General features: G+C 65.1%; 22 protein-coding genes. 11 read left to right on the top strand and 11 right to left on the bottom strand.

Annotation, left to right across the window (positions count from 1 at the left end; genetic code table 11):
* Nucleotides 1–23 precede the first annotated feature (23 nt).
* The gene (locus C486_RS05525) at nt 24–434 is read right to left on the bottom strand and encodes a universal stress protein (RefSeq protein ID WP_008453955.1); all 411 of its coding nucleotides are present in this window, start codon (nt 432–434) and stop codon (nt 24–26) included.
* 195 nt (nt 435–629) lie between these two features.
* On the opposite strand from C486_RS05525, the gene C486_RS05530 reads away from it, so the two are divergent.
* Entirely contained in the window at nt 630–1,511 is an 882-nt protein-coding gene (locus tag C486_RS05530; RefSeq protein WP_008453957.1) for a universal stress protein, read from the top strand.
* A 42-nt stretch (nt 1,512–1,553) separates the two neighbouring features.
* Here C486_RS05530 and C486_RS05535 read toward each other — a convergent pair whose 3' ends face one another.
* Complete coding sequence (locus C486_RS05535) at nt 1,554–2,111, bottom strand: hypothetical protein (RefSeq protein WP_008453960.1); 558 nt, start codon at nt 2,109–2,111, stop codon at nt 1,554–1,556.
* A 162-nt stretch (nt 2,112–2,273) separates the two neighbouring features.
* Here C486_RS05535 and C486_RS05540 point away from each other — a divergent pair, with 162 nt between their 5' ends.
* From C486_RS05540 to C486_RS05550, 3 genes are all read left to right on the top strand, one after another.
* A complete protein-coding gene (locus C486_RS05540; protein ID WP_008453962.1) occupies nt 2,274–3,194 on the top strand; it encodes a universal stress protein in 921 nt (306 codons plus the stop codon).
* A 104-nt stretch (nt 3,195–3,298) separates the two neighbouring features.
* Nucleotides 3,299–3,724 carry a universal stress protein gene (locus tag C486_RS05545; protein ID WP_008453965.1) on the top strand — a complete coding sequence of 142 codons (426 nt, stop codon included), beginning with the start codon at nt 3,299–3,301 and terminating at the stop codon, nt 3,722–3,724.
* A 186-nt stretch (nt 3,725–3,910) separates the two neighbouring features.
* Nucleotides 3,911–4,360, top strand: coding sequence for a universal stress protein (locus C486_RS05550; RefSeq protein WP_008453967.1), 450 nt, complete (start codon nt 3,911–3,913; stop codon nt 4,358–4,360).
* Between the two features lie 92 nt (nt 4,361–4,452).
* On the opposite strand, the gene C486_RS05555 is transcribed toward C486_RS05550, so the two are convergent.
* Together C486_RS05555 and C486_RS05560 are read right to left on the bottom strand one after the other, a co-directional pair.
* Nucleotides 4,453–5,049 carry a VIT1/CCC1 transporter family protein gene (locus C486_RS05555; RefSeq protein WP_008453969.1) on the bottom strand — a complete coding sequence of 199 codons (597 nt, stop codon included), beginning with the start codon at nt 5,047–5,049 and terminating at the stop codon, nt 4,453–4,455.
* On the bottom strand, nt 5,046–5,339 hold the full coding sequence (locus tag C486_RS05560; RefSeq protein ID WP_008453971.1) for a DUF211 domain-containing protein: 294 nt from the start codon (nt 5,337–5,339) through the stop codon (nt 5,046–5,048). The genes C486_RS05555 and C486_RS05560 overlap by 4 nt, the downstream gene beginning before the upstream one ends.
* 288 nt (nt 5,340–5,627) lie before the next feature.
* On the opposite strand from C486_RS05560, the gene C486_RS05565 reads away from it, so the two are divergent.
* Complete coding sequence (locus tag C486_RS05565; RefSeq protein WP_008453973.1) at nt 5,628–6,110, top strand: pyridoxamine 5'-phosphate oxidase family protein; 483 nt, start codon at nt 5,628–5,630, stop codon at nt 6,108–6,110.
* 138 nt (nt 6,111–6,248) lie between these two features.
* Here C486_RS05565 and C486_RS05570 read toward each other — a convergent pair whose 3' ends face one another.
* Nucleotides 6,249–8,834, bottom strand: coding sequence for a calcium-translocating P-type ATPase, PMCA-type (locus C486_RS05570; protein WP_008453975.1), 2,586 nt, complete (start codon nt 8,832–8,834; stop codon nt 6,249–6,251).
* A 153-nt stretch (nt 8,835–8,987) separates the two neighbouring features.
* Between C486_RS05570 and C486_RS05575 the strand changes: the two genes are divergently transcribed.
* Together C486_RS05575 and C486_RS05580 are read left to right on the top strand one after the other, a co-directional pair.
* Complete coding sequence (locus C486_RS05575) at nt 8,988–10,061, top strand: CNNM domain-containing protein (RefSeq protein ID WP_008453982.1); 1,074 nt, start codon at nt 8,988–8,990, stop codon at nt 10,059–10,061.
* 145 nt (nt 10,062–10,206) lie between these two features.
* Complete coding sequence (locus C486_RS05580) at nt 10,207–11,766, top strand: ABC1 kinase family protein (protein ID WP_008453985.1); 1,560 nt, start codon at nt 10,207–10,209, stop codon at nt 11,764–11,766.
* A 36-nt stretch (nt 11,767–11,802) separates the two neighbouring features.
* Here C486_RS05580 and C486_RS05585 read toward each other — a convergent pair whose 3' ends face one another.
* Nucleotides 11,803–13,062, bottom strand: a complete 1,260-nt coding sequence (locus C486_RS05585) for a cation:proton antiporter (RefSeq protein WP_008453988.1) — start codon at nt 13,060–13,062, stop codon at nt 11,803–11,805.
* A gap of 176 nt (nt 13,063–13,238) precedes the next feature.
* Between C486_RS05585 and C486_RS05590 the strand changes: the two genes are divergently transcribed.
* A complete protein-coding gene (locus C486_RS05590; RefSeq protein WP_241432468.1) occupies nt 13,239–13,604 on the top strand; it encodes a hypothetical protein in 366 nt (121 codons plus the stop codon).
* Nucleotides 13,605–13,615: 11 nt separating this feature from the next.
* Here C486_RS05590 and C486_RS05595 read toward each other — a convergent pair whose 3' ends face one another.
* The 4 genes from C486_RS05595 to C486_RS05610 all read right to left on the bottom strand — a co-directional run bounded on the left by C486_RS05595 (nt 13,616) and on the right by C486_RS05610 (nt 16,660).
* Nucleotides 13,616–14,524 (bottom strand): universal stress protein, encoded by a 909-nt coding sequence (locus tag C486_RS05595; RefSeq protein ID WP_008453992.1) that lies wholly within the window; start codon nt 14,522–14,524, stop codon nt 13,616–13,618.
* 484 nt (nt 14,525–15,008) lie between these two features.
* On the bottom strand, nt 15,009–15,509 hold the full coding sequence (locus C486_RS05600; protein ID WP_008453994.1) for a hypothetical protein: 501 nt from the start codon (nt 15,507–15,509) through the stop codon (nt 15,009–15,011).
* On the bottom strand, nt 15,502–16,182 hold the full coding sequence (locus C486_RS05605) for a nucleotidyltransferase domain-containing protein (RefSeq protein ID WP_008453995.1): 681 nt from the start codon (nt 16,180–16,182) through the stop codon (nt 15,502–15,504). The genes C486_RS05600 and C486_RS05605 overlap by 8 nt, the downstream gene beginning before the upstream one ends.
* A gap of 259 nt (nt 16,183–16,441) precedes the next feature.
* A complete protein-coding gene (locus C486_RS05610; RefSeq protein WP_049888216.1) occupies nt 16,442–16,660 on the bottom strand; it encodes a YgaP family membrane protein in 219 nt (72 codons plus the stop codon).
* A gap of 346 nt (nt 16,661–17,006) precedes the next feature.
* Between C486_RS05610 and C486_RS05615 the strand changes: the two genes are divergently transcribed.
* The 3 genes from C486_RS05615 to C486_RS05625 all read left to right on the top strand — a co-directional run bounded on the left by C486_RS05615 (nt 17,007) and on the right by C486_RS05625 (nt 18,440).
* On the top strand, nt 17,007–17,267 hold the full coding sequence (locus C486_RS05615) for a hypothetical protein (RefSeq protein ID WP_049910191.1): 261 nt from the start codon (nt 17,007–17,009) through the stop codon (nt 17,265–17,267).
* 169 nt (nt 17,268–17,436) lie between these two features.
* A complete protein-coding gene (locus C486_RS05620; protein WP_008454001.1) occupies nt 17,437–17,877 on the top strand; it encodes a DUF302 domain-containing protein in 441 nt (146 codons plus the stop codon).
* 2 nt (nt 17,878–17,879) lie between these two features.
* Nucleotides 17,880–18,440 (top strand): class I SAM-dependent methyltransferase, encoded by a 561-nt coding sequence (locus tag C486_RS05625; RefSeq protein WP_008454002.1) that lies wholly within the window; start codon nt 17,880–17,882, stop codon nt 18,438–18,440.
* Between the two features lie 32 nt (nt 18,441–18,472).
* Here the strand turns inward: C486_RS05625 and C486_RS05630 are convergent, their stop codons facing one another.
* Nucleotides 18,473–18,730: a hypothetical protein gene (locus tag C486_RS05630; RefSeq protein WP_008454004.1), complete on the bottom strand. Its 258-nt coding sequence runs from the start codon at nt 18,728–18,730 to the stop codon at nt 18,473–18,475.
* Nucleotides 18,731–19,101 lie beyond the last annotated feature (371 nt).

The following is a 19,101-nucleotide window of genomic DNA, read 5'->3' on the forward strand; positions in this document are numbered from 1 at the left end:
CCGCGACCGTTGACACGTTCCGATCAGGCCGTGATCACCGGCCGCCCAGTGTTCCGAACGACCCGTTCGGCGATACTGCCGAGCTGTTGGGCGGGGCCCGACCCCAATCCGCGGTTGCCGAGCACGACGAGATCCGCCTCGATAGCCGCGGCATAGGCGTCGATTTCCTCGTCCGGCCGTCCCCGTCGTATTTCGGACGAGACATCGATGTCCGATCGCGCGGCAACGTCGTCGAGAATCTCTTCGCCACGTTCCTCGAGGTCGTCGAGAGCACCATCGGATTCGGATAGGATCGCTTGCCCGTACCGCGTCGTATCGACGACGTAGATCGCGTGGAAGTCGGCGTCGAACGACGAGGCGAGATCGATCGCGTGGTCGATCGCGCGGTTTGCGGCGTCGCTTCCGTCCGTTGCTGCGAGGATCGTGTCGTACATCGTCGTACTGCCCTCACACCAGGGCCGGATATATAGCTTACAGCGGGCAACGACCGTCCACTCCCCATCCGTCCCTTCCGATGAGTGCACCGCACGGTTCGCTGGCTGACTCGAGCCCGGTCGGGTCGTTGCTGGCGACGGTCCCGTCTCGCCCGCTGGCGAAGAACGAAGACCGTGGGTATCGAAGGACGGGGCATGTACGATCGGATTCTGATCGCCGTCGACGGGAGTGACGAGGCCACGCGGGCGGCGGAACGCGGGCTCGCGTTCGCTCGTGCCGTCGACGCGACCGTCGACGTCTTGTACGTCGTCGAGCGGAAGTCGCTCCGTCTCTCGCGATCCGCCGACGAGAAGACGCGACTCCACGAACGCGGCGACGCCGCGCTCGCGGAAATCGAGACGCTCGCGTCTTCGATCGGCCAGCCAGTGACAACGACACTGATGGAGGGAACGCCCGCGGAGAAGATCGCCGACTCCGCGGCCGAGCGAGATGCGGACCTGATCGTCGTCGGCAGACAGGGGCTAACGGGGCTCGGCAAGCGACTCCTCGGCGGCGTCACGGAGCGACTGCTCCGCCGAAGCGACGTGCCCGTGTTCGTCGTCCCGACGGGTGCCGCGGACGCGACGACCGACTACTCGGACCTGCTCGTCCCCACCGACGGAAGCGATACCGCAACGCTCGCTACCGAACACGGTGCCGCGGTCGCACGGCAGTACGGATCGACCGTCCACGTCCTCAACGTCGTCGATCTGCAGGCTGCGGGCGGTGCGTTCGATGTCGGTGGGCTCGAGCGGGACTTCGTCGATCGACTCGAGGCGGACGGCGAGGCGGTCGTCGAGGACGCGGCGACGGAGATCGGTCCCGTCGCGCCTGCCGTCACGACCGATGTCGTGCGGACGACATCCTTCGACGGCGTCGCGGCCGGCATCCGCGAGTACGTCGCCGATGCCGATATCGACCTCATCGTCATGGGGGCACGCGGGCGGTCGAATCTCGGTCGCCGCGTCCTCGGCAGCGTCACCACGACGCTCGTTCGGAGCGTCGACGTTCCCATCCTGGTCGCGACGCAGTCGTAGTCCCCGACTCGCCGTGTCGTCCGTGCAATCGCCAGCCGATGCTCACGAGTCGGCCGCGAGATCGCCGAGTACCCGATCCCCGAACGCGAGTACCAGAAGCGCACCGACCAGATCGAAGCCGAGGTCGAGGGCGGTGTCTTTCGGCCCGTACGAGACGAGGACCGGCTCGAGCCCGAGCCGATTCGCCGCGGAGTGAACGGCGTACTCGAGGAGTTCCCAGAGGACCCCGGAACAGACGACGACGGCGACAACCCGGGGCCCGGGATCGCGACCGCGGTGGCGACTGAGCGCGAACACGGCACCAGCCAAGATCGACGATGAGTGGGTATGCGTGAGGTGGTCCCACCACCACACGTCGTCGTACGGACCGAGCATGCCGACGGCGTGGGTGACCATTCCGAGACGCACGTACAGACGCTGCCACGGACGGAGTTCGATATCGTACGCTCGTTCGGCGAGATCCGGCAGACACGTTCCGATCGCCGCGACGACGGCGTTTACGACCGCACCCGGGTCACGCCGTCGTACGCCGACGACGAACACCGCAAGCAACGTATACCGGAGGCCGCGCTGTGCCGTGCGCTCGGCCGATGCTGTCATCGTTTCAATTCGTAGTGGCTATGCGGTACACATAGGCGTATCGGCCTGTGACCCCGTCACGGTCGTGTCTCTTTGACGCGATGGTCGAGGCCGACCACGAACGGTCCCACGTGTCGGTCGTCACCCCCTACAGTTAATCAGCGAGCGGATGAAGGGACGGCTATGTCACCGGCGCTCGATGCGATCGATTCGGTTCTCCTGCCGACGGACGGCAGCGACGGCGCTCTCGCGGGGGCGAAACGCGGCGTCGATCTCGCCGCGATGGCCGATGCGACCGTTCACGTCCTTTCGGTCATCGAGACGTCGACGATCGATGGCGTCTCGTCCGCTCTCGAGTCGGCGTCGGCCGTCGACGAGAAGCGGGCCGCGCTCGAGGCCGATGCCGAGGCGGCCGTCGAGTCCGTCGCGGCGATGGCCCGGAACCGAAACCCGGGACTCGAGGTCACGACGACGACGGAACGGGGAACGCCGTTCCGGGTCATCCACCGCTACGTCGACGCGCGGGACATCGACGCGATCGCGATGGGGACGAAAGGCCGGACGGGGCTCACGCGCGTCGTTCTCGGGAGCGTCACCGAAAACGTCCTCCGGACCGTCGGCGTCCCGGTGCTCGTCGTACCGCCGGCGGCGGGTGAGTCGCGGCTTACCGAGAGCACCGTCGAGAACGTGCTCTTGCCGACGGACGGGAGCGACGGGGCGGCGGTCGCCGTCGACTGGGGGACCACGCTCGCGGCAGCCTTCGATGCGATGGTGCACGCGATTTACTCGGTCGAGACGAGTCGCTTCCCGCCGCAAATGAACCCCAGTGAGATGCTATCCGAACTCGAGCGACCTGGCGAGGAGGCGCTGCAGGAAGTCCGCGACCACACGCGAGAGCGCGGCGTCAGTCTCGCGGGCACCATCGCAACGGGGCCGCCGGCAAGGGCCATTCTGGACTACGCCGCCGACAACGAGATCGATCTCATCACGATGGGGACCCATGGCCGTTCCGGGTTCGAACGCCACTTCCTCGGAAGCGTAACGGAAACTGTCGTCCGGAACGCCGAGCGACCGGTCGTTTGCGTTCCGATGAGCGGCGAGTGAGAGACGCCATCCCGGAACTCGGCCGGCAGTACACGATCCCGTCGATAGCTTCCGGAGATTCACAGCCTCACGGTATTATGTCGCTGGATGGCGTGACACTGCATATGGGTGACCGCCTCCTCGTTCCGTACGATGGGTCCGAACCGGCGACCGACGCACTCGAGTACGCCCTCGAAACGTTCCCCGACGCGGATGTCGTCGCCCTGTACGTCGTCCCCGTTCCGGACGGGTACTGGGGAGCGTTTCAGGACGCCGACGAACGGGGTCCCGATGTCGACCAGGCCCACGATATCGGGCGCAATATCATCAATGAAGCAACCCAACTCGCCGCGGACCACGACCGCGATATCGAAACCGAAATCGAGACCGGGAAACCCGATCACGAGATCATCAAGCTGGCGGAGACGGAAGCGTACGAGGCGATCGTCATCGGAAGCCACGGCCGCGAGGGAATTTCACGTATCCTGCTCGGAAGTGTCGCCGAAAACGTCGTCCGCCGGTCGCCGATCCCCGTCACCATCGTCCGGTAGCGTCGATTCCGGTTCGGACGGCCGCCGGGGCGAGCGTGATCGAGGGATCGGGACCACGATGACGATCTCGACTGGCTGGCGATACCGTGTTACAGGCAACAGCCCTCATCTGCAGCGTTCATACGGCCCCGTTCGGCTCGAGGTGCCCGGATAGTATTTTGAGACTCCGCGAGGTATGCCAGTTCGATGACTCGGCACCTACTGGTTCCCGTTGACGGATCGCCGCTGTCCAAACGAGCACTGGAGTTCGCGTTCGAGGAATTCGACGCCGTCGCGATCGTCGCGTTCCACGTTCTCGATCCCACTGATCCCGGGTACAGTTCTCCGACCGATGTCACCGTCAAAACCGAACCGCCCCGTGGCTCCGACGAGTGGCACGAGCGGGCGACCGAAGAGGAAGAGCGGATCTTCGACGACGCGCGCGAACTGGCGAGCGACTACGGCGGCGAGTTCGAGACCGAAACCGCAGTCGGGGCGCCCGCTCGCGAAATCGTCGACTACGCCGACGAGAACGAGATCGATCACATCGTCATGGGCAGCCACGGACGAACGGGCACAACCCGACTGCTGCTCGGCAGCGTGGCCGAAATGGTCGTCCGCCGATCGCCGGTCTCCGTTACGGTCGTCCGCGACTGAACCAGTCGGCCGTCGTCGCCCGCCCAGCGATCGGTTTCTACGCCGCTCACGAGCCGCCGGCGATCGCTGTCGACGCCCTCCCGACCGTGGCGTCAGCCGGGCAAAAACAGGTTCAGAACCGCGACGACGAGTCCCGCAAGCCCCATCCTGACGCCGGCGATGATCCAGTTCTGTTTCGATATCGAGCCGAGATACGCACCGAACGTAAAGAGCACGGCGACGCCGACGCCGATGGCGAGCAGCGTCGCCTCGAGCATGGAGATAATGCCCTGACCGAGAAACGGTCCCAGCGGCAGGAGGATGCCGATGAGCGGGCCGATCCCGCTCGCGATCGCGTTGATCTTGCGAGCGCCCGCTCGCCGCCGCTGGACCGTCGTGTCCTCGAGATCGGTCAGCATCGCTCGCTCGAGCTCGAGCAGTTCGGCCTGTTTCTCGGCGCGTTCGATCTCCCAGACGCTCCAGACGCCCGACGTACCCAGTCCGACAGCCGCGCCGAGGCCGATCGTGATCACGGTGAGACCGTCGGTCACGCCCGACAGATACGCGCCGACGACGACGCCGATGCTCGTCAGCGTCCCGTCGAACCCGTTGGAAATGAAGTACCGCCGCGAGATCGATCTGACCTCCTCGTCCGCGAGGAGACCGCGGGTGGCATCGAGGCGGTCGCGGAGCGACGGCACGTCGCTCACCGATCCTGAGGCGTGCCGCGCTGTTCGACGAGACGCTCGCCGCAGACGACTTGGTCGATCGAGTGCACTGTCCCGCCGAGGTCGGTGATGGCCTCCTCGAGCGCGGCCACGTCGATCGCGTCGCCTTCGATCGTGAATTTGAGGTTTTGGACCTCACGGTCGGTCTCGACTAGCACGGCGTTGACGCCGGCAACACCCGCACAGTCGGCCGCTGCGTCGGCGAACTCGAGAACGTCCGGCTCCTGTGGCTTCATCACATCGAGGACGAGGCGTCTGATCGCGGCGGTCATGATGTGGTCGGTCGACGTCGACGGCCTTAGTGTCAGGGGACGGTTCCTGGACCGGGACACGATGTGGGCCACCACTGGCTCTCAAGCGGGTTCGCTCGAGCCTCGAGCCTTTCGACTCGGGAAACCGGTCCCGACCGCCTGGCACTCCGTTCGGGAGGTCGTGGCTGTAGCGCGACGGGGTGCCCGCGGTCACCGGGGACCTGCGGTTCGGCGGCTATCAGTGGCGCTGAATGACAGGCGAGGCCGATAGACGAATTATATCCCGTGGTGCTGTAGTCCGGCACACGGATGACGATCGATGAACTCGGCGGCTACGGCATGGAACAGATGGACGAGGAAGCGGTAACGAAATTCCTCACGCTCCAAAGCCATGGCGTTCTCGGACTCCCCACGGAGAACGGCCCCTATCTCCTTCCGATGTCGTATGGCTTTGACGGGGACTCGCGGCTCTACTTTTGGTACGTCGTCGGGTCCCAGAGCCGGAAAGCAGCCCTCTCCGATCAGGCGACGACCGCCAGCTTTCTCGTGTACAGAGCCGAGATGTTTCACTGGCGAAGCGTCCTCCTGACGGGAACGATTCGACGCCTCCCCGAAGAGGACCGGGAAACGCTACCGGAGTCACGAACCCCGGCTTGGCGGCCGGAAGTGATCGAAACGGCGAGCGAGACGGAAGCGACTCGCTTGTACGAGTTCCGAATCGACGACCGGACGGGCGTGAGACACGACCTGCAGGCACCGTCGTACGACCAGCGCTCGAGCAGGGACGAGTAAGAGTTGGTGGGACTCCGATTTCCGTCCCTTCCGAATGCCAGGTCCTGTCACATGGGGGGAGGGGTAAATCGTCCTTCGGCGGGTTCGCCGTTCGGTGGACACGAGATCGCCCTCGACGCTTTTGACGGTCGCGACGGGTCACCGATCCATCCGCCGGACGAGCACACCGATCGCGACGTACGCTGGGAGACACACGGCGACCACGAGGCCGATGAGTCCCCAGTCTGCTACCTCAAGCGGGACGGTCCCGAAGGACCGATTGAGCGGCGTGTAGAGTACGCCGAGTTGGAGGACGAGCGAACTCGCGACGGCGGCTGCGAGCCACGGGTTCGACAGCGTCGGCGTTTCGCGCAGCCAGCGAACGACGTAGAGTTTCACGAACTCGAGGCAGACGAACGCCGTAAAGACCATCGTCAGTGCGTACGCCGTCACCGCGGGAGCGCCAGCGAGCGTGTAGAACATCAGCGCGAGGACGACGACTGTCGTGACGGCTCCGGTGCCGCCGATCAGCCCGAGCATCGGTCGATCGATGATGTCCCGATCTGGATCGCGCGGCGGTCGCTCCATCACGTCGTCGCTCACCGGATCGGCACCCAGCGCCAGCGCCGGCAACCCGTCGGTCAGGAGGTTGATCCACAGCAACTGTACGGCCGGCAGGATGAGATAGCCGGACAGCGAGGCGAGGAAGACGATCGCAACCTCGGCGACGTTCGCGCTCAGGAGGTAGGCGACGAACTTCCAGATGTTGTCGAAGATCCCCCGTCCGCGTTCGACGGCGCGTTCGATCGTCGCGTAGTCGTCGTCCAACAGGACGATGTCCGACGCCTGTCTGGCGACCTCCGTCCCGCGAACCCCCATCGCCACACCGACGTCGGCGTTTTTCAGCGCCGGCGCGTCGTTGACGCCGTCGCCCGTCATCGCGACGTCGTTCCCCCGCTGCTGTAACGCCTGGAGGATTCGCACCTTGTGCTCCGGCGACGTTCGCGCGAACACGTCGACGGAGTCGACCCGATCCCGGAGCGTGTCGTCGTCCAGTCGTTCGATCTCTCCGCCCTCGAGGACGGTGGTCCCGATCCCCAGCGCGTCGGCGATCGCCCGCGCGGTCCGGACGTTGTCGCCGGTGACCATCTTCACGCCGATCCCCGCGTGCTTCGTCCGGGCGATCGCGTCGGCGACCTCCTCGCGGGGCGGATCGATCATCCCGGTCAGTCCCACGAACGTCAGTCCGTCGGCGAGGTCGTCGGCGTCGGCGACCGCCTCGCGGTACGCCATCGCCAGCACCCGGAGCGCGTCGTCGCCGAACGTCCGAACCGTCGTCTCGACGCGCTCGCGGCGCTCGTCGGTCAGTGGTTTCGGCCCGTCCGCGGTCAGAATCCGATCGCAGTGCTCGACGACGACTTCCGGCGCGCCCTTGACATAGCCGACGTCGTCGTGGACGGTCCCCATCCACTTCCGTTCCGAGGAGAACGGCACCTCGTCGGTCCGCGGGTTCGATTCCCGCAGCCCGTCGACATCGAGTCCGCGGCGCTCCGCGGCCGCGAGCAGCGCCTGCTCGGTCGGGTCGCCATCCTCGAGCGTCGAGTCGTTACAGAGCGCACCGATCTCGAGGAGGAGCGCCTCTCGGTCGCCGATGTCGTCTCTCTCGACCGCGTCCCCGTCGGTCTCCCTCGAGTCGAGGGCGACGACCGCATCGTTGACCCACAGTCTGCTGACGGTCATCTGCCCCTGGGTGAGCGTGCCCGTCTTGTCGGTACAGACGACGTCGACGGCACCCAGCGCTTCGACCGCGGGAAGCCGCCGGACGAGTGCGTTCTCAGCGGACATCTTCCGGACGCCGAGCGCGAGCGTGAGCGTGACCACGGCCGGCAACCCCTCCGGAATCGCCGCGACGGCCAGTGAGACCGCGGTCAATGCGGCCTGGATCGCGGCCGTCCCGCGGAGAAGCAACAGCGGCGCGACCAGCGCTGAGAGGATGATGACCCCGAGTCCGAGGGTCCGACCCAGGTCGTCGAGTTCGTCCTGCAACGGCGTCCGCGTCGTCTCGGTCGCGGCGAGTTCCCGAGCGATTTCGCCGACTTCGGTTGCCATTCCCGTCCCGGTAACGATCGCGACACCCTTCCCGCGGGTGACGCTCGTCCCCTTGTAGACCATATTCGCCCGCTCTGCGAGCGGAGTCGCCGACTCGACCGGCGATGGCGACTTCGAAACCGGAACGCTCTCCCCCGTCAACGACGCCTCGTCGACCTCGAGATCGGTCGCCTCGAGAAGCCGCCCATCCGCGGGGACGACGTCGCCGCCGCGCAGGACGACGATGTCGCCCGGGACGAGCCCCGTCGCATCGATCGGTCGCTCCTCGCCGTCGCGTCGAACCGTCGCGGTCGGCGCGGCCAATTCCCTGAGCGACTCGAGGCTGCGTTCGGCGCGGTAGTCCTGAACGAAGCCGAAGACCCCGTTCGCGACGACGATGACCGCGATCAGGATCGCGTCGACTGTGTGGCCCGCCCAGATCGAGAGGCCGGCCGCGGCCAGCAACACCCAGATCAGGGCGCTGTTGAACTGTGCGACGAAGATGTCGACCGGCGATCGGCCGCCGCCCCGAACGATGTCGTTCTCGCCGTGAGCCTCGCGCCGCCGCCGCACCTCGTCGCCGGTCAGTCCGTCGGTTCGGGACTCGAGTGACGAAACGACGCGATCGGCTGGGAGTTCGTATGGCTGTTCGGACACTATCCGAAATTCAGTCCGGAGCCCTATAGCTGTACACGCCGGCCCGAGCCACTGAACCGACGGATACCGCGGCGACGACGGTGGCGGCTGCAGTTCTATCCCAGTGGGACGTTACAGCGTATTTATACGACCCGCGGGCGAACCGTCGAGCGAATGGTTCCCCTCGAAATCGGGCTCCGGTTGGTCGCCGGCATCGGGCTCATCCTGGCGAACGCCTTCTTCGTCGCGATCGAGTTCGCGCTCACCCGTGTCCGTCAGTATCCCGAGTCGGCGTTCGACGAACCGGGGCTGCGCCGGGCGTGGGAGATGACCAACGAACTCGAGATCTACCTGACCAGCTGTCAGGTGGGAATCAGCGGAACGAGTATCGCAGTCGGCATCGTCGCCGAACCGGCCCTTGCGACGATTATCCGGCCCCTCTTCGAGAGCACCGCACTCGCCGCCGCGGGTGCAGGTGCCGTCGTCGCGTTCGTCATTATCAACCTCCTCCATCTCACCCACGGCGAACAGACGCCGACCTACCTTGGCGTCGAGCGAACGAAGTTCGTCGCCAGGTACGGAGCCACGCCGCTGTACTGGTTTGCGAAACTCCTCTCGCCGGTGATCTGGTTCGGAGACGCCGTCGCGAAGTGGACGCTGCGCCGGTTCGGGGTCGAGATGACTGGTGCGTGGCTCGAGACTGAAACCGAAATCATCGAGACGCGGGCCCAACTCCGGAATCGACTCGCGTCGGTCCTCGAACGGGGCGACGTCCCCGACGACCGCCGTGAAGAGATCATCAACGCGTTGACCGTCGGCGAGCGGCCGGTTGCAGACGAGATGACCCCCGTCGAGGACGTCACGTTTCTCTCGACGACCGCGTCGGTCGAGGAGAACGTCGACCGGATCGGCTCGAGTCCCCATACTCGGTTTCCGCTGATCGAGGGGACGCCCACGGCGTTCGTCGGGATCGTCTATGCACCGACCGTCGTCGACCGCATCGACGATCTGCGGGACGGAGCCGTCTCGTTTACCGACATCGCGACGCCGCCGATGACGATTCCCGCGGCGATGCACGTCAGCGACGCGATCGACGAACTGCAGGCGGCACAGCAGGAACTCGCGCTCGTCGAAGCCGACGGTGATGTCGTCGGCCTGCTGACGGCGACCGATGCCCTCGAGGCGCTGGTCGGTGATTTCGACGATCCACTCGAGGGAAACGACAACCTGTCGGAGGGACGACAGTGACACCACAGTCACCGCCCTCGACAGGCGGGCGCGTCGAGCGCCGTCCGATTCCCGGTCCCGTCAGCCGAGTCACCGCCATATTTGTGGCCGGTGTTCGAAGGCGAGGTATGGACGCGCAATCGATCCCGTGTCGAGTTGCCGATCTATGACGGGCTACTATCTTCGCTACCTGCAGGTTCTCCTTCGGTTCTTCCCCATCGCCATCGCGTTTCTCAGGGACCGCCGGCGGTTCCTGCTGTTCGGGCCGTCCCGGCACGTCTCGGCCGATGTCCACCGCGCCCGCGCCGAGCGGCTCACCGAGACGATGCTCGAGCTCGGCCCGGCGTTCATCAAGGTCGGGCAGGTGCTGTCGACGCGGCCCGATATCGTCCCTCCGACGTACGTCGAGGCGTTCGCCACGTTACAGGACGAGGTCCCGGAGGACGCGGGCGGGGAGCCGTTGACCGTCGTCGAATCGGCACTCGGCGACGACCTCGATCTCGATACCCTCGAGCCGGTCGCCGGCGGATCGCTCGCGTTCGTCTACACTGTCGACTACGAGGGCGAGCGAATCGCCCTGAAGGTCCAACGTCCCGGTCTCGCCGCGGTGATCGAGCGGGATCTGCGGGTCATCAGGGGGCTCGTCCCGTTGCTCGTGACGTTCGCCGACGAGCGCCAGCGGTATTCGATCGAGAACGTCGCCGACGACTTCGAGGAGATCATTCTCGAGGAACTGGACTTCGAGCGCGAGGCGTCGATCATGGCGACGATCAAGGACAACTTCGCGGACGACGAGCGGATCGTCGTCCCCGCGACGTACCCGGAACTCTGCTCGGAGCGCATCGTCGCGATGGAGCACGTCGACGGCGAGAAGATCACCGACGAGGACGTGCTCGCCGATGTCGGTCTCGAACCGACGGAGATGGCGACGCTGATCGCCCGCACGTACCTGCAGATGGGCCTCGTCGACGGCGTCTTCCACGCGGACCCACACCCGGGCAACCTCGCGGTGACCGACGACGGCCGGCTCGTCATCTACGATTACGGGATGAGCCAGCGTCTCACGCAGCAGGAACAGGACGATATCACGAGTCTCTATCGGACCCTCGTCCGCCGCGACGTCGACGGCCTGTTGAACACGCTGATCGCACTCGACGTGCTCGATCGGTCGGTCGACCGGGTCGCCGTCCGGCGGGTCCTCGAGTTGGTCATCGAGAACCTCGAAGGAAAGGCGGACGTCTCCTGGCGGGAAATCATCACGGAGCTGTTCGCGACGCTCCACGAGTTTCCGTTTCGGATTCCGCCGAACGTCATGTTGCTCGTGCGAGTCGGGACGGTCGGCGAAGGCGTCTGTCGAACCCTCGATCCGGAGTTCGATTTCATCGCCGTCACGCGGTCGTTCCTCGTCGAACAGGGCGTCATCGAGAGCGAAATCGAAGCGCTGCTCGATGACGTCCGGACCGACCTGCAAGACTCAGCGCCCGCGTTGGCGCGTGCCCCGGCGCGGTTCGATACCGTCTTCGGCCAACTCGAGCGGGGTGAACTCGTCGTCAGGACCGACCCCATCGAGCCGACCAATGGTGGGGTCGCCGCGGCTGGGGACGCGATCATCGCCGGTGCCCTGATCGTCGCGACCGCCGTCCTGACGTTTCACGACCAGCCACTCGAGGTCGCGAGCGCGGTGCTGGCGGTCGCGTTCCTCGGGCGATACGTCGTCCGTCGGTAGCGGCGCGACGCTCGTCCGTCCACGCACTGAACGGCGCTACGGGCCGTCCCCGTCACGACGCGACGACGGTCCCGCGACTCCCGTCGCGCGGTCTCCGAGTCCGATGGCTCGCAGGAGAGACGGTAACAGCGTCCCCTGGACGAGCGCACCGATGATCGCGACGCCGAAGACGACCGCCTGCACGAACTCGCGGTGGGGGATCCACGGCGGGAGCCCGAGCGCCAGCGCGATCGGGACCACGGTGTGTAACCCGCCCGAGACGAGGACGTGCTGGTAGCTACGGGGCAGCGGCCTCGAGATGATCCCGTTGACCGCCCCGACGAGGACGTAGACGATCACGGCCCGGACGAGCAACACGAACGCGGCGACGAGCAGCGCCGCCGGCAGGTAGACGGTGAGCGTGTCGATCGGAACTTGGGCCCCAATAAGTACGTAGACGACCGTCGACAGCAAGAACGCGCCGCCCGCCCAGATATCGCGCACGAACTCGAGTGCGTCGCGGCCGATCCCCTCGTCGGCGTCCAGGTCCACGAACACTCCCGCTCCGACCGTCGCGAGGATGCCGCTCACGCCGACGCTCTCGGCGAGGACGTAGCTTCCGTACGCGACCAACACCGTGACCAGCAGGAGCGCCATTCGCTCGGGCAGTCGGTGAACGAACCGCGTGGCCCCGTATCCGAGACCACACCCGAGGAGGAACCCGCCGAGGCCGACGACGAGGAGGTCCGTGAGAACGAACTCGGCGATCTCGAGCCCCGACATCGGCTCCGGCCCCGCGGCGAGGAGCGCGAGTATCACGTTGACGATGACGATCGCGACGCCGTCGTTGAACAGGCTCTCACTGTCGATGACGATTTTCAACCGCTCGGGCGCGTCCAACTCCTCGAACACTGAGAGGACGGCGACCGGGTCGGTCGGGACGAGGATCGCGGCGAGCAACAGCGACACCCCGATCGATAGCCCGAACGCGAGGTCGATGAGCGGTCCCAGGAGCACGACTGCCAGCGGGATTCCGAGGACGACCAGCGTGAGTGGCACGGCCAGGTTCTCGCGCAGCGCCGTTCGATCCAGTTCGACGACCCCCTCGAACAGGATCGGCGGCAGGACCAGTCCCATGATGATGTCCGTCGAGAGCCGAATGCCGACGTCGATGCGCAGCACCGAGATCACGACCCCGACCAGAACGAGAAGCACCGCGTACGGGATGTCGAGCCACGCGTCAACGACGACTCTGACCGCCAGCGCGAGCGCGAGCAGGGCACACACCTGGACGAGGAATGCGAGCACAGCAGTCATGGACTAGCACTCGCAAACCGGACCGAGACTACCTGACGCGGCGTGGAGCGAGTCGTACCGCTCTCTCCTCGGCTTGGTTCGTCGTCTTCCGGTCTCCCCTCGGCTCCTCACGCTGTACTGCGAACTGTCGTTGTGGACACACATTGTTTTATCCTCGTCTCTGGTACCGTGTCTCGATGACGTCGTACTCTGGTCGAGTGTCGGTTCGATCGGTTCGCTTCGCGGGTCTGATTTGCGTCGCGGTGGTCTCGTTTTTCTTCGCCATTCAGTTGTTGAGCGCGGCGCTGCAGCCGCTCTCGTCGGTTGTCCGGCCGATCCTAACCGGGCAGATGGCCCCGATTTCGTACGTCGGGACCAGCTGGCTCTCCGCGTACGTGCTGTTGAACGGATCGCTCGTCGCAGCGATCACGCTCTCGGTCTACGATGCCTACTACGCGTTTCTCGAGGGCGTTCAGAACACCCTCCTCGAGAGCGACCGTGCGTTTGCGGTGTTCATCGTGCTGCTCATCGCCGTTCCGTTCGTGTTGATGGTCGGGCCCTGAGACGAACGCGACTACGAGTCCGTCGCGATCGGCTTGCGAACCGTTAGCACCGGGACCGGGGCCGTTCGGACGAGGTGCTCGGTGATGCTGCCGAGTACGTACCGATCGAAGCCCGTCCGGCCGTGGGTCCCGACGACCACGAGGTCGATGTCGTGGGCCTCGATATGCGACTGGATCTCCTCGGTCACCGACGACCCGTACGCGATCGTTTCGGCGGCCGGCTCGACGCCGCGGGTTTCCGCGATCGACGACGCCTCGTCGAGGATCTCGTCCGCGGCCGCTTCCAGCATCGCCGTCTTGATCTCCGAGCGGACGTCAACGCCGACGCTGACCGCGTCGACGACCGTCAGGAGGTGCAACGCCGCGCCAGTCGTGTCCGCGATGTCGACGCTCATCTCGACTGCGTCTCGCGCACACTCGCTGCCGTCGGCCGGGGCCAGCACGTGTCGGTACGGGTACGTGATCGCGGTCTCAGCGTCCGGCCGAATCGTCAGTACGGGGCCGTCCGCGCGTCTGACGACTCGCTCGGTCGTACTGCCCAGCAGGAACCGCTCGAGGCCGCGGCGTCCGTGCGTTGGCATGACGGTGAGGTCGATATCATGTGCCCCTGTGTAGTCGATAATCTCCTGATACGGGTCGCCGGATACGACCTCGGTGACCGTCTCGACTCCACGGTCCGCCGCGCGGTCGGCGGCATCGCGGACGATCCGATCGCCCTCCTGCTCGAGGGCGTCGACAACGGCACCCTCCCGCTGAAACGGGCTGTACAGCGCCATATCGATCACGGTGAGGACGTGAACCGTAGACTCGTGTTCGGCGGCGATATCGAGGACGTGATCGAGCGCGGCGGCCGCACCCTCGCTGCCGTCGGTCGGAAAGAGGAGGTGATCGAACCTCGTGTCCGTCGCGGACGCGGTCATGCTCGGTCATCCTCCGTCCCGTTCCGGAGGTCGCGTCCGATTCCTGCCCGTCCCGCTCGTCCGTCAGTCTCACAGCGTTCCATGCGTGTCCGATACGTGGGAGTCCGGAATAAACGGCAGGGGAGCATCGAAAACACGGAGCGGCCGGCGTCTCGACGCTCCGATAGCCGACCGTTCGTGGCTCGAGGGCCTCGGCGATATCTCGATCGATGTAGAGGAAGCCCCTGCCCTACAGTCTCACAGCCACTTGTAGCCGGCGGCGGCGACCACATACATTGGGTTCGCAGTCCGAGAACCGACCGATAGACGCGGTCCAACGAGCCCCCATCGTCGAAAGCGTATCCGCGTTCCTATTTCGAACTGGCTGTCGACGAAGCAGTCGATTCCCTCGGAGCGGTTCGTGATGTCCCCGAGCGACTATGAAACACCTCAGTGCAAAACGTCCGCAGGCTCTCGTCCGAATAGGGTCGCTCGAGTGCGCGTGCTACGGATTGAGGTCGGCACACAAACACTCGTGGCTCTGCGAAGAGCGACCGATGATGAAGGCGTGGATTTCGCTGGCAAGCTCGTACATGGTCTGGGCCCGTTCCGCCGAGGCGAGACCGTCCTGATAGTACGTTTTCGCTCGATGATCGCGCCAGAGGTCGGCGAGATCCTCAGCTATAGATTCGGCAACGATGCCGACTGCAGCTGCCTCTCGGTATACGCCCGGATGCGTTCCAGGTAGATCGTTCGGTTCCATCGTTCCACGCTCGAGGAGTCGGAACTCGACTGTCCGCTCGATCGCGACAAACGAGGCTTCGATGACGAGCGTGTAGTACCCGGCGTCGTGTAGGGCTTTGGCACCGGCGAGCAACCGACAGGCCTTCCGTAACTGAAGGAGCGCTGCGTCTTCCACCTCGAGTCCGGGTTCGATGTCCGCCGGGCGCCGGTCGAACGCCGCCTGTGCGTTGTCGATGAGATGTTCGATTCGCGTACTACTCATCGGTGATCACGGCCTTCCGGATGGATTGGAGTCGATCACCGCCGTACACCGTCACGCCCTCCGTGAAGATTTCACAAAGCTTCGGGCCCGCCCGCCGTGCACTCTCCGCGGATTCGACGTACGGCTCGAACTCGAACCGATCGCCGTCGAATCGCTTCTCGCTGAGGTCGGCGACAATGTCCGTGACGGCGCGTCGGGCACTCGTCCGGTCACCGTCGACGACGACGAACAGATCGATGTCACTCCGCCGGTCGGCGTCGCCTCGAGCGACGCTTCCGAATACGACGACGCCGAGCACGTCGTCGATGTCGTCCGCTTCTTTCTCTTCCTCTCGGACGTGGGTGACGAAGGATCGAATCGGCTCACGGAACTCGGACTGCTCGATGGCGAGTATCGGATCGTCTTTTCGTAGTCGGTCCGGGTTAATCGAGACGTAGTTTCGTTGTGGGGTCTCTCGGATCCGAACGGCTCCGATACTCTCGAGGAGGTCGACCGCCCGCCACACCGTCGATCGAGTGACGTCCGTCGCATCGACGAGTTCGGGGATCGTAAACTCGGTCTCGTGGGCGTCCACCAGAAGGCGGAGGATGTCGTCTGCGACGCCGATGCGGAAGACGTCCGTCTCTGCGCTTGGATAGGCGTCGATGCAGACCGCTATTTCTCGTTTCGGCATTTCAGACACTGTCTGATTTTGCGCAACAACAAATAAATAACTAGCGGCGGCTGCCAGAGCACTGTCGCACGCTCGTTCAATCGTCTCCTCGAGCGCGTATTTTCGGGGAGACACGACGGTTCCGGCTGCTTCGTTGAAACGGGAGTTTGTCGAATGGATTTGATTTTGATTTTAGAGTCCAGAATACCAGACCCAGGGCGGGTCAGCCGAGGAAAATACAGCGATGCTACCGGGCAACGGAATGTCACACCCAAAACCGCTACGCAGATTCGGACGTATCGATGCCCAGGATCCGGTACAAGAGGCAGGTTCGGACGAGTGCAGTCCCGAGGAAAACGATGCCGATCACCAGCGCGACGCCACCGAGCGTGGTCCCGAACTCGAGTGCGCCGCCGCGTATCACGATGCCGACGGCGGCCAGCACTGCGCCGACGACCGCGCGGACGATCCGGTCTGTCGAGCCCATATTGTGTTTCATGCCCACAAATACACACAACCAGGAGTTAAGCGTTTTCCGAATTCCGAGTTCCTGGGAGTTATCTGGATGGGGCCGACCCGCCGACTGCGGCCGCCCACAGGTCGGGGAGGCGTGCGTATCTCGTCGCGTTTCCGACGAGTAGCGACCGATGTCGGTATCGGTCACTCGCGGTCACCAGTTCGGAACGCGTTCGATACCTGTCTCTCCCAATCCGTGGCGGGACGAACGGACACAGTCCGACCGGAATCGGAACAGTAACTCGGCACCGACCGGTGCCGTGACATTCACGGCGAGAACGATCGCCCTACTTTTGAAGCCAACGGTAGTGGGTAGTAGTGAGATACCAATGGGAGCGGCAACTGATTCGGACATGGGATTCGGCACGCGTCTCGTACGGGTGATCGTCTCGATCGTCGTCCTGACCGGCGTGACCGTCGTTCTCGGATACGGCGGCTGGATCGTCTTGTCGCTCACTGCCACAATCGGCGGGTACGATCCGAAAACAGCCGACGGCGAGTTGCTTCGGGAGCGATTGCTGGAGTGGCCCGACCGCAACAGGGAGGTCATGCGCTCGAACGGGAGGACCAGCCTGCCGTTGCGACCGTAGCGACTGCCTGCCCCACACCGGTCGTGATGCCGTCGGACCGAGCGATGTCGGGTCTGTGAGACCTCGAGGGTTCGGGTCGTCGACTCCGCCTCGGAACGACACGCCGGCACGCGGTGCCGGCGTCGAAATCCGGAAGCTCTTTTCGTTGTGGGCACAATACTGTGCACGAATGACGTTGCCTATCGATCCCACTCAGCTCGACCCGGACGACATCGGTGCGAAACAGACGACCCTCGAGATGGCCCACGAGGAGGCGATCGAACACGTCCGCGAGGTGTTCACCGACGCCGGCTTCGGCGTCCCCGTCGAGTTCTCCCCGTCGGAACTGCTGAACGAAAAGGTGGATGCGGACCGCGACCCCTACTACGTGCTCGGCGCGTGTAACCCGGCCGTGGCCGACCGAGCGCTCGAGGCCAGCGACGGGAAACTCGGCGCGCTGTTCCCGTGTAACGTGGTCGTCTGGGAGGAAGCACCCGGCCGCCAGCGCGTCTACCACGTCTCGATCATGCGGATCGCGCGGCTCGTCGGGGTGGCACCGGACGACGAGGAGATGGCGGATATCGTCGCCGAAACGGGCGACCTCGTCGACGCCGCGTTCGAGGAGCTGTAGCCATGGGCTACCACACGTTCGACGCCGAGCGAGCGGACAAGCTCGAACGGGCCGGACGACGGTATCGCTTCGTCTCGGCCGAGGAACTGCTGTGGGCGCTCTCGCTCTCGGCTGACGACACCGTCGCCGATCTCGGCAGCGGGACCGGCTTCTTCACCGACGACATCGCTCCGCATGCCGGCACGGTCTACGCGGTCGACATTCAGGCGGAGATGCAGGAGTACTACCGGGAGAAGGGCGTCCCGGAAAACGTCGAACTCGTAACCAGCGACGTGAACGATTTGCCGTTCGACGACGGCGAGGTCGACGCCGCGTTTTCGACGATGACCTACCACGAGTTCGCGAGCGACGCCGCGCTCGCGGAGATTCGACGGGTCCTCGCGCCCGCTGGCCGACTCGTCATCGTCGACTGGGCGGCGACCGGCTCCGACGACCACGGCCCGCCGGTCGACGAGCGCTACAGCGCCGCCGAAGCGACGGCGGCGCTCCGCGATGCCGGCTTCGCGATCGACCACGAGGCCGTTCGTCCGGAGACGTTCCTGGTGATCGCGACGCTCGAGTAAGGACGCGGCCACCCCGTTCCGGTTTTTGCGATCTAGAACCTGTTGAGCATACGCGGTGGAATCGCTAGGAGGACGACGGCAACGATCGCGATCAGGCCCAGCGCGGCGAGCAGGCCGACCAACAGGTCGGACTGAACCCCCTGGTCGATGTGCTCGAGGCCGGGAAAGAGGGCGATCGCGGTGCCCAGAACGGCCAGCGTCGCGCCGACCATCGTCACTTCGCGGGACCGGAACGCGAGGAGGTTGGTGACGAACTGTTCGATGTCGACTGTCGATTCGGGGGCACTCATCCGATTTCGAAGGTGAATGGAGACGACGCAACGCCGCCGTTTCGATGCCGTTGCCACGGCCGACGGATGGCCCTGCGCACAGCGGCGAAACTCCTCCCGTCTCGAGTCGCCTCGGGTCTCGCAGACCGACGAGTGAGACGCGCTCGCGGCGACCGTGTCGATTGACTCGACAAACCGATGCGTCACAGATAGGAGTAATAGTATCCGGGATTCGGCGGCGTACGGCAGTTGTCGTTCACGGCTCGGCGGTTGCGGGTAGAAAACGGAGCTGTCGAACTGTGTGATGAGGTGGGTTCTGGATTGGTTGTGGGGTGTGGCTAAAGGTACACATCACAATACACCGCATTGCTCCGCGGCAGCAGAGTAGAAAG

Origin of the sequence: Natrinema gari JCM 14663 (assembly GCF_000337175.1) — an archaeon.
GTDB lineage: Archaea > Halobacteriota > Halobacteria > Halobacteriales > Natrialbaceae > Natrinema > Natrinema gari.

Coding starts and splice junctions, on each gene's coding strand:
- C486_RS05525 (WP_008453955.1), bottom strand. CDS start 434: ATGTACGACACGATCCTCGCAGCAACGGACGGAAGCGACGCCGCAAAC.
- C486_RS05530 (WP_008453957.1), top strand. CDS start 630: ATGTACGATCGGATTCTGATCGCCGTCGACGGGAGTGACGAGGCCACG.
- C486_RS05535 (WP_008453960.1), bottom strand. CDS start 2,111: ATGACAGCATCGGCCGAGCGCACGGCACAGCGCGGCCTCCGGTATACG.
- C486_RS05540 (WP_008453962.1), top strand. CDS start 2,274: ATGTCACCGGCGCTCGATGCGATCGATTCGGTTCTCCTGCCGACGGAC.
- C486_RS05545 (WP_008453965.1), top strand. CDS start 3,299: ATGGGTGACCGCCTCCTCGTTCCGTACGATGGGTCCGAACCGGCGACC.
- C486_RS05550 (WP_008453967.1), top strand. CDS start 3,911: ATGACTCGGCACCTACTGGTTCCCGTTGACGGATCGCCGCTGTCCAAA.
- C486_RS05560 (WP_008453971.1), bottom strand. CDS start 5,339: ATGACCGCCGCGATCAGACGCCTCGTCCTCGATGTGATGAAGCCACAG.
- C486_RS05565 (WP_008453973.1), top strand. CDS start 5,628: ATGACGATCGATGAACTCGGCGGCTACGGCATGGAACAGATGGACGAG.
- C486_RS05575 (WP_008453982.1), top strand. CDS start 8,988: ATGGTTCCCCTCGAAATCGGGCTCCGGTTGGTCGCCGGCATCGGGCTC.
- C486_RS05580 (WP_008453985.1), top strand. CDS start 10,207: ATGACGGGCTACTATCTTCGCTACCTGCAGGTTCTCCTTCGGTTCTTC.
- C486_RS05585 (WP_008453988.1), bottom strand. CDS start 13,062: ATGACTGCTGTGCTCGCATTCCTCGTCCAGGTGTGTGCCCTGCTCGCG.
- C486_RS05590 (WP_241432468.1), top strand. CDS start 13,239: ATGACGTCGTACTCTGGTCGAGTGTCGGTTCGATCGGTTCGCTTCGCG.
- C486_RS05595 (WP_008453992.1), bottom strand. CDS start 14,524: ATGACCGCGTCCGCGACGGACACGAGGTTCGATCACCTCCTCTTTCCG.
- C486_RS05600 (WP_008453994.1), bottom strand. CDS start 15,509: ATGAGTAGTACGCGAATCGAACATCTCATCGACAACGCACAGGCGGCG.
- C486_RS05605 (WP_008453995.1), bottom strand. CDS start 16,182: ATGCCGAAACGAGAAATAGCGGTCTGCATCGACGCCTATCCAAGCGCA.
- C486_RS05610 (WP_049888216.1), bottom strand. CDS start 16,660: ATGAAACACAATATGGGCTCGACAGACCGGATCGTCCGCGCGGTCGTC.
- C486_RS05615 (WP_049910191.1), top strand. CDS start 17,007: ATGGGAGCGGCAACTGATTCGGACATGGGATTCGGCACGCGTCTCGTA.
- C486_RS05620 (WP_008454001.1), top strand. CDS start 17,437: ATGACGTTGCCTATCGATCCCACTCAGCTCGACCCGGACGACATCGGT.
- C486_RS05625 (WP_008454002.1), top strand. CDS start 17,880: ATGGGCTACCACACGTTCGACGCCGAGCGAGCGGACAAGCTCGAACGG.
- C486_RS05630 (WP_008454004.1), bottom strand. CDS start 18,730: ATGAGTGCCCCCGAATCGACAGTCGACATCGAACAGTTCGTCACCAAC.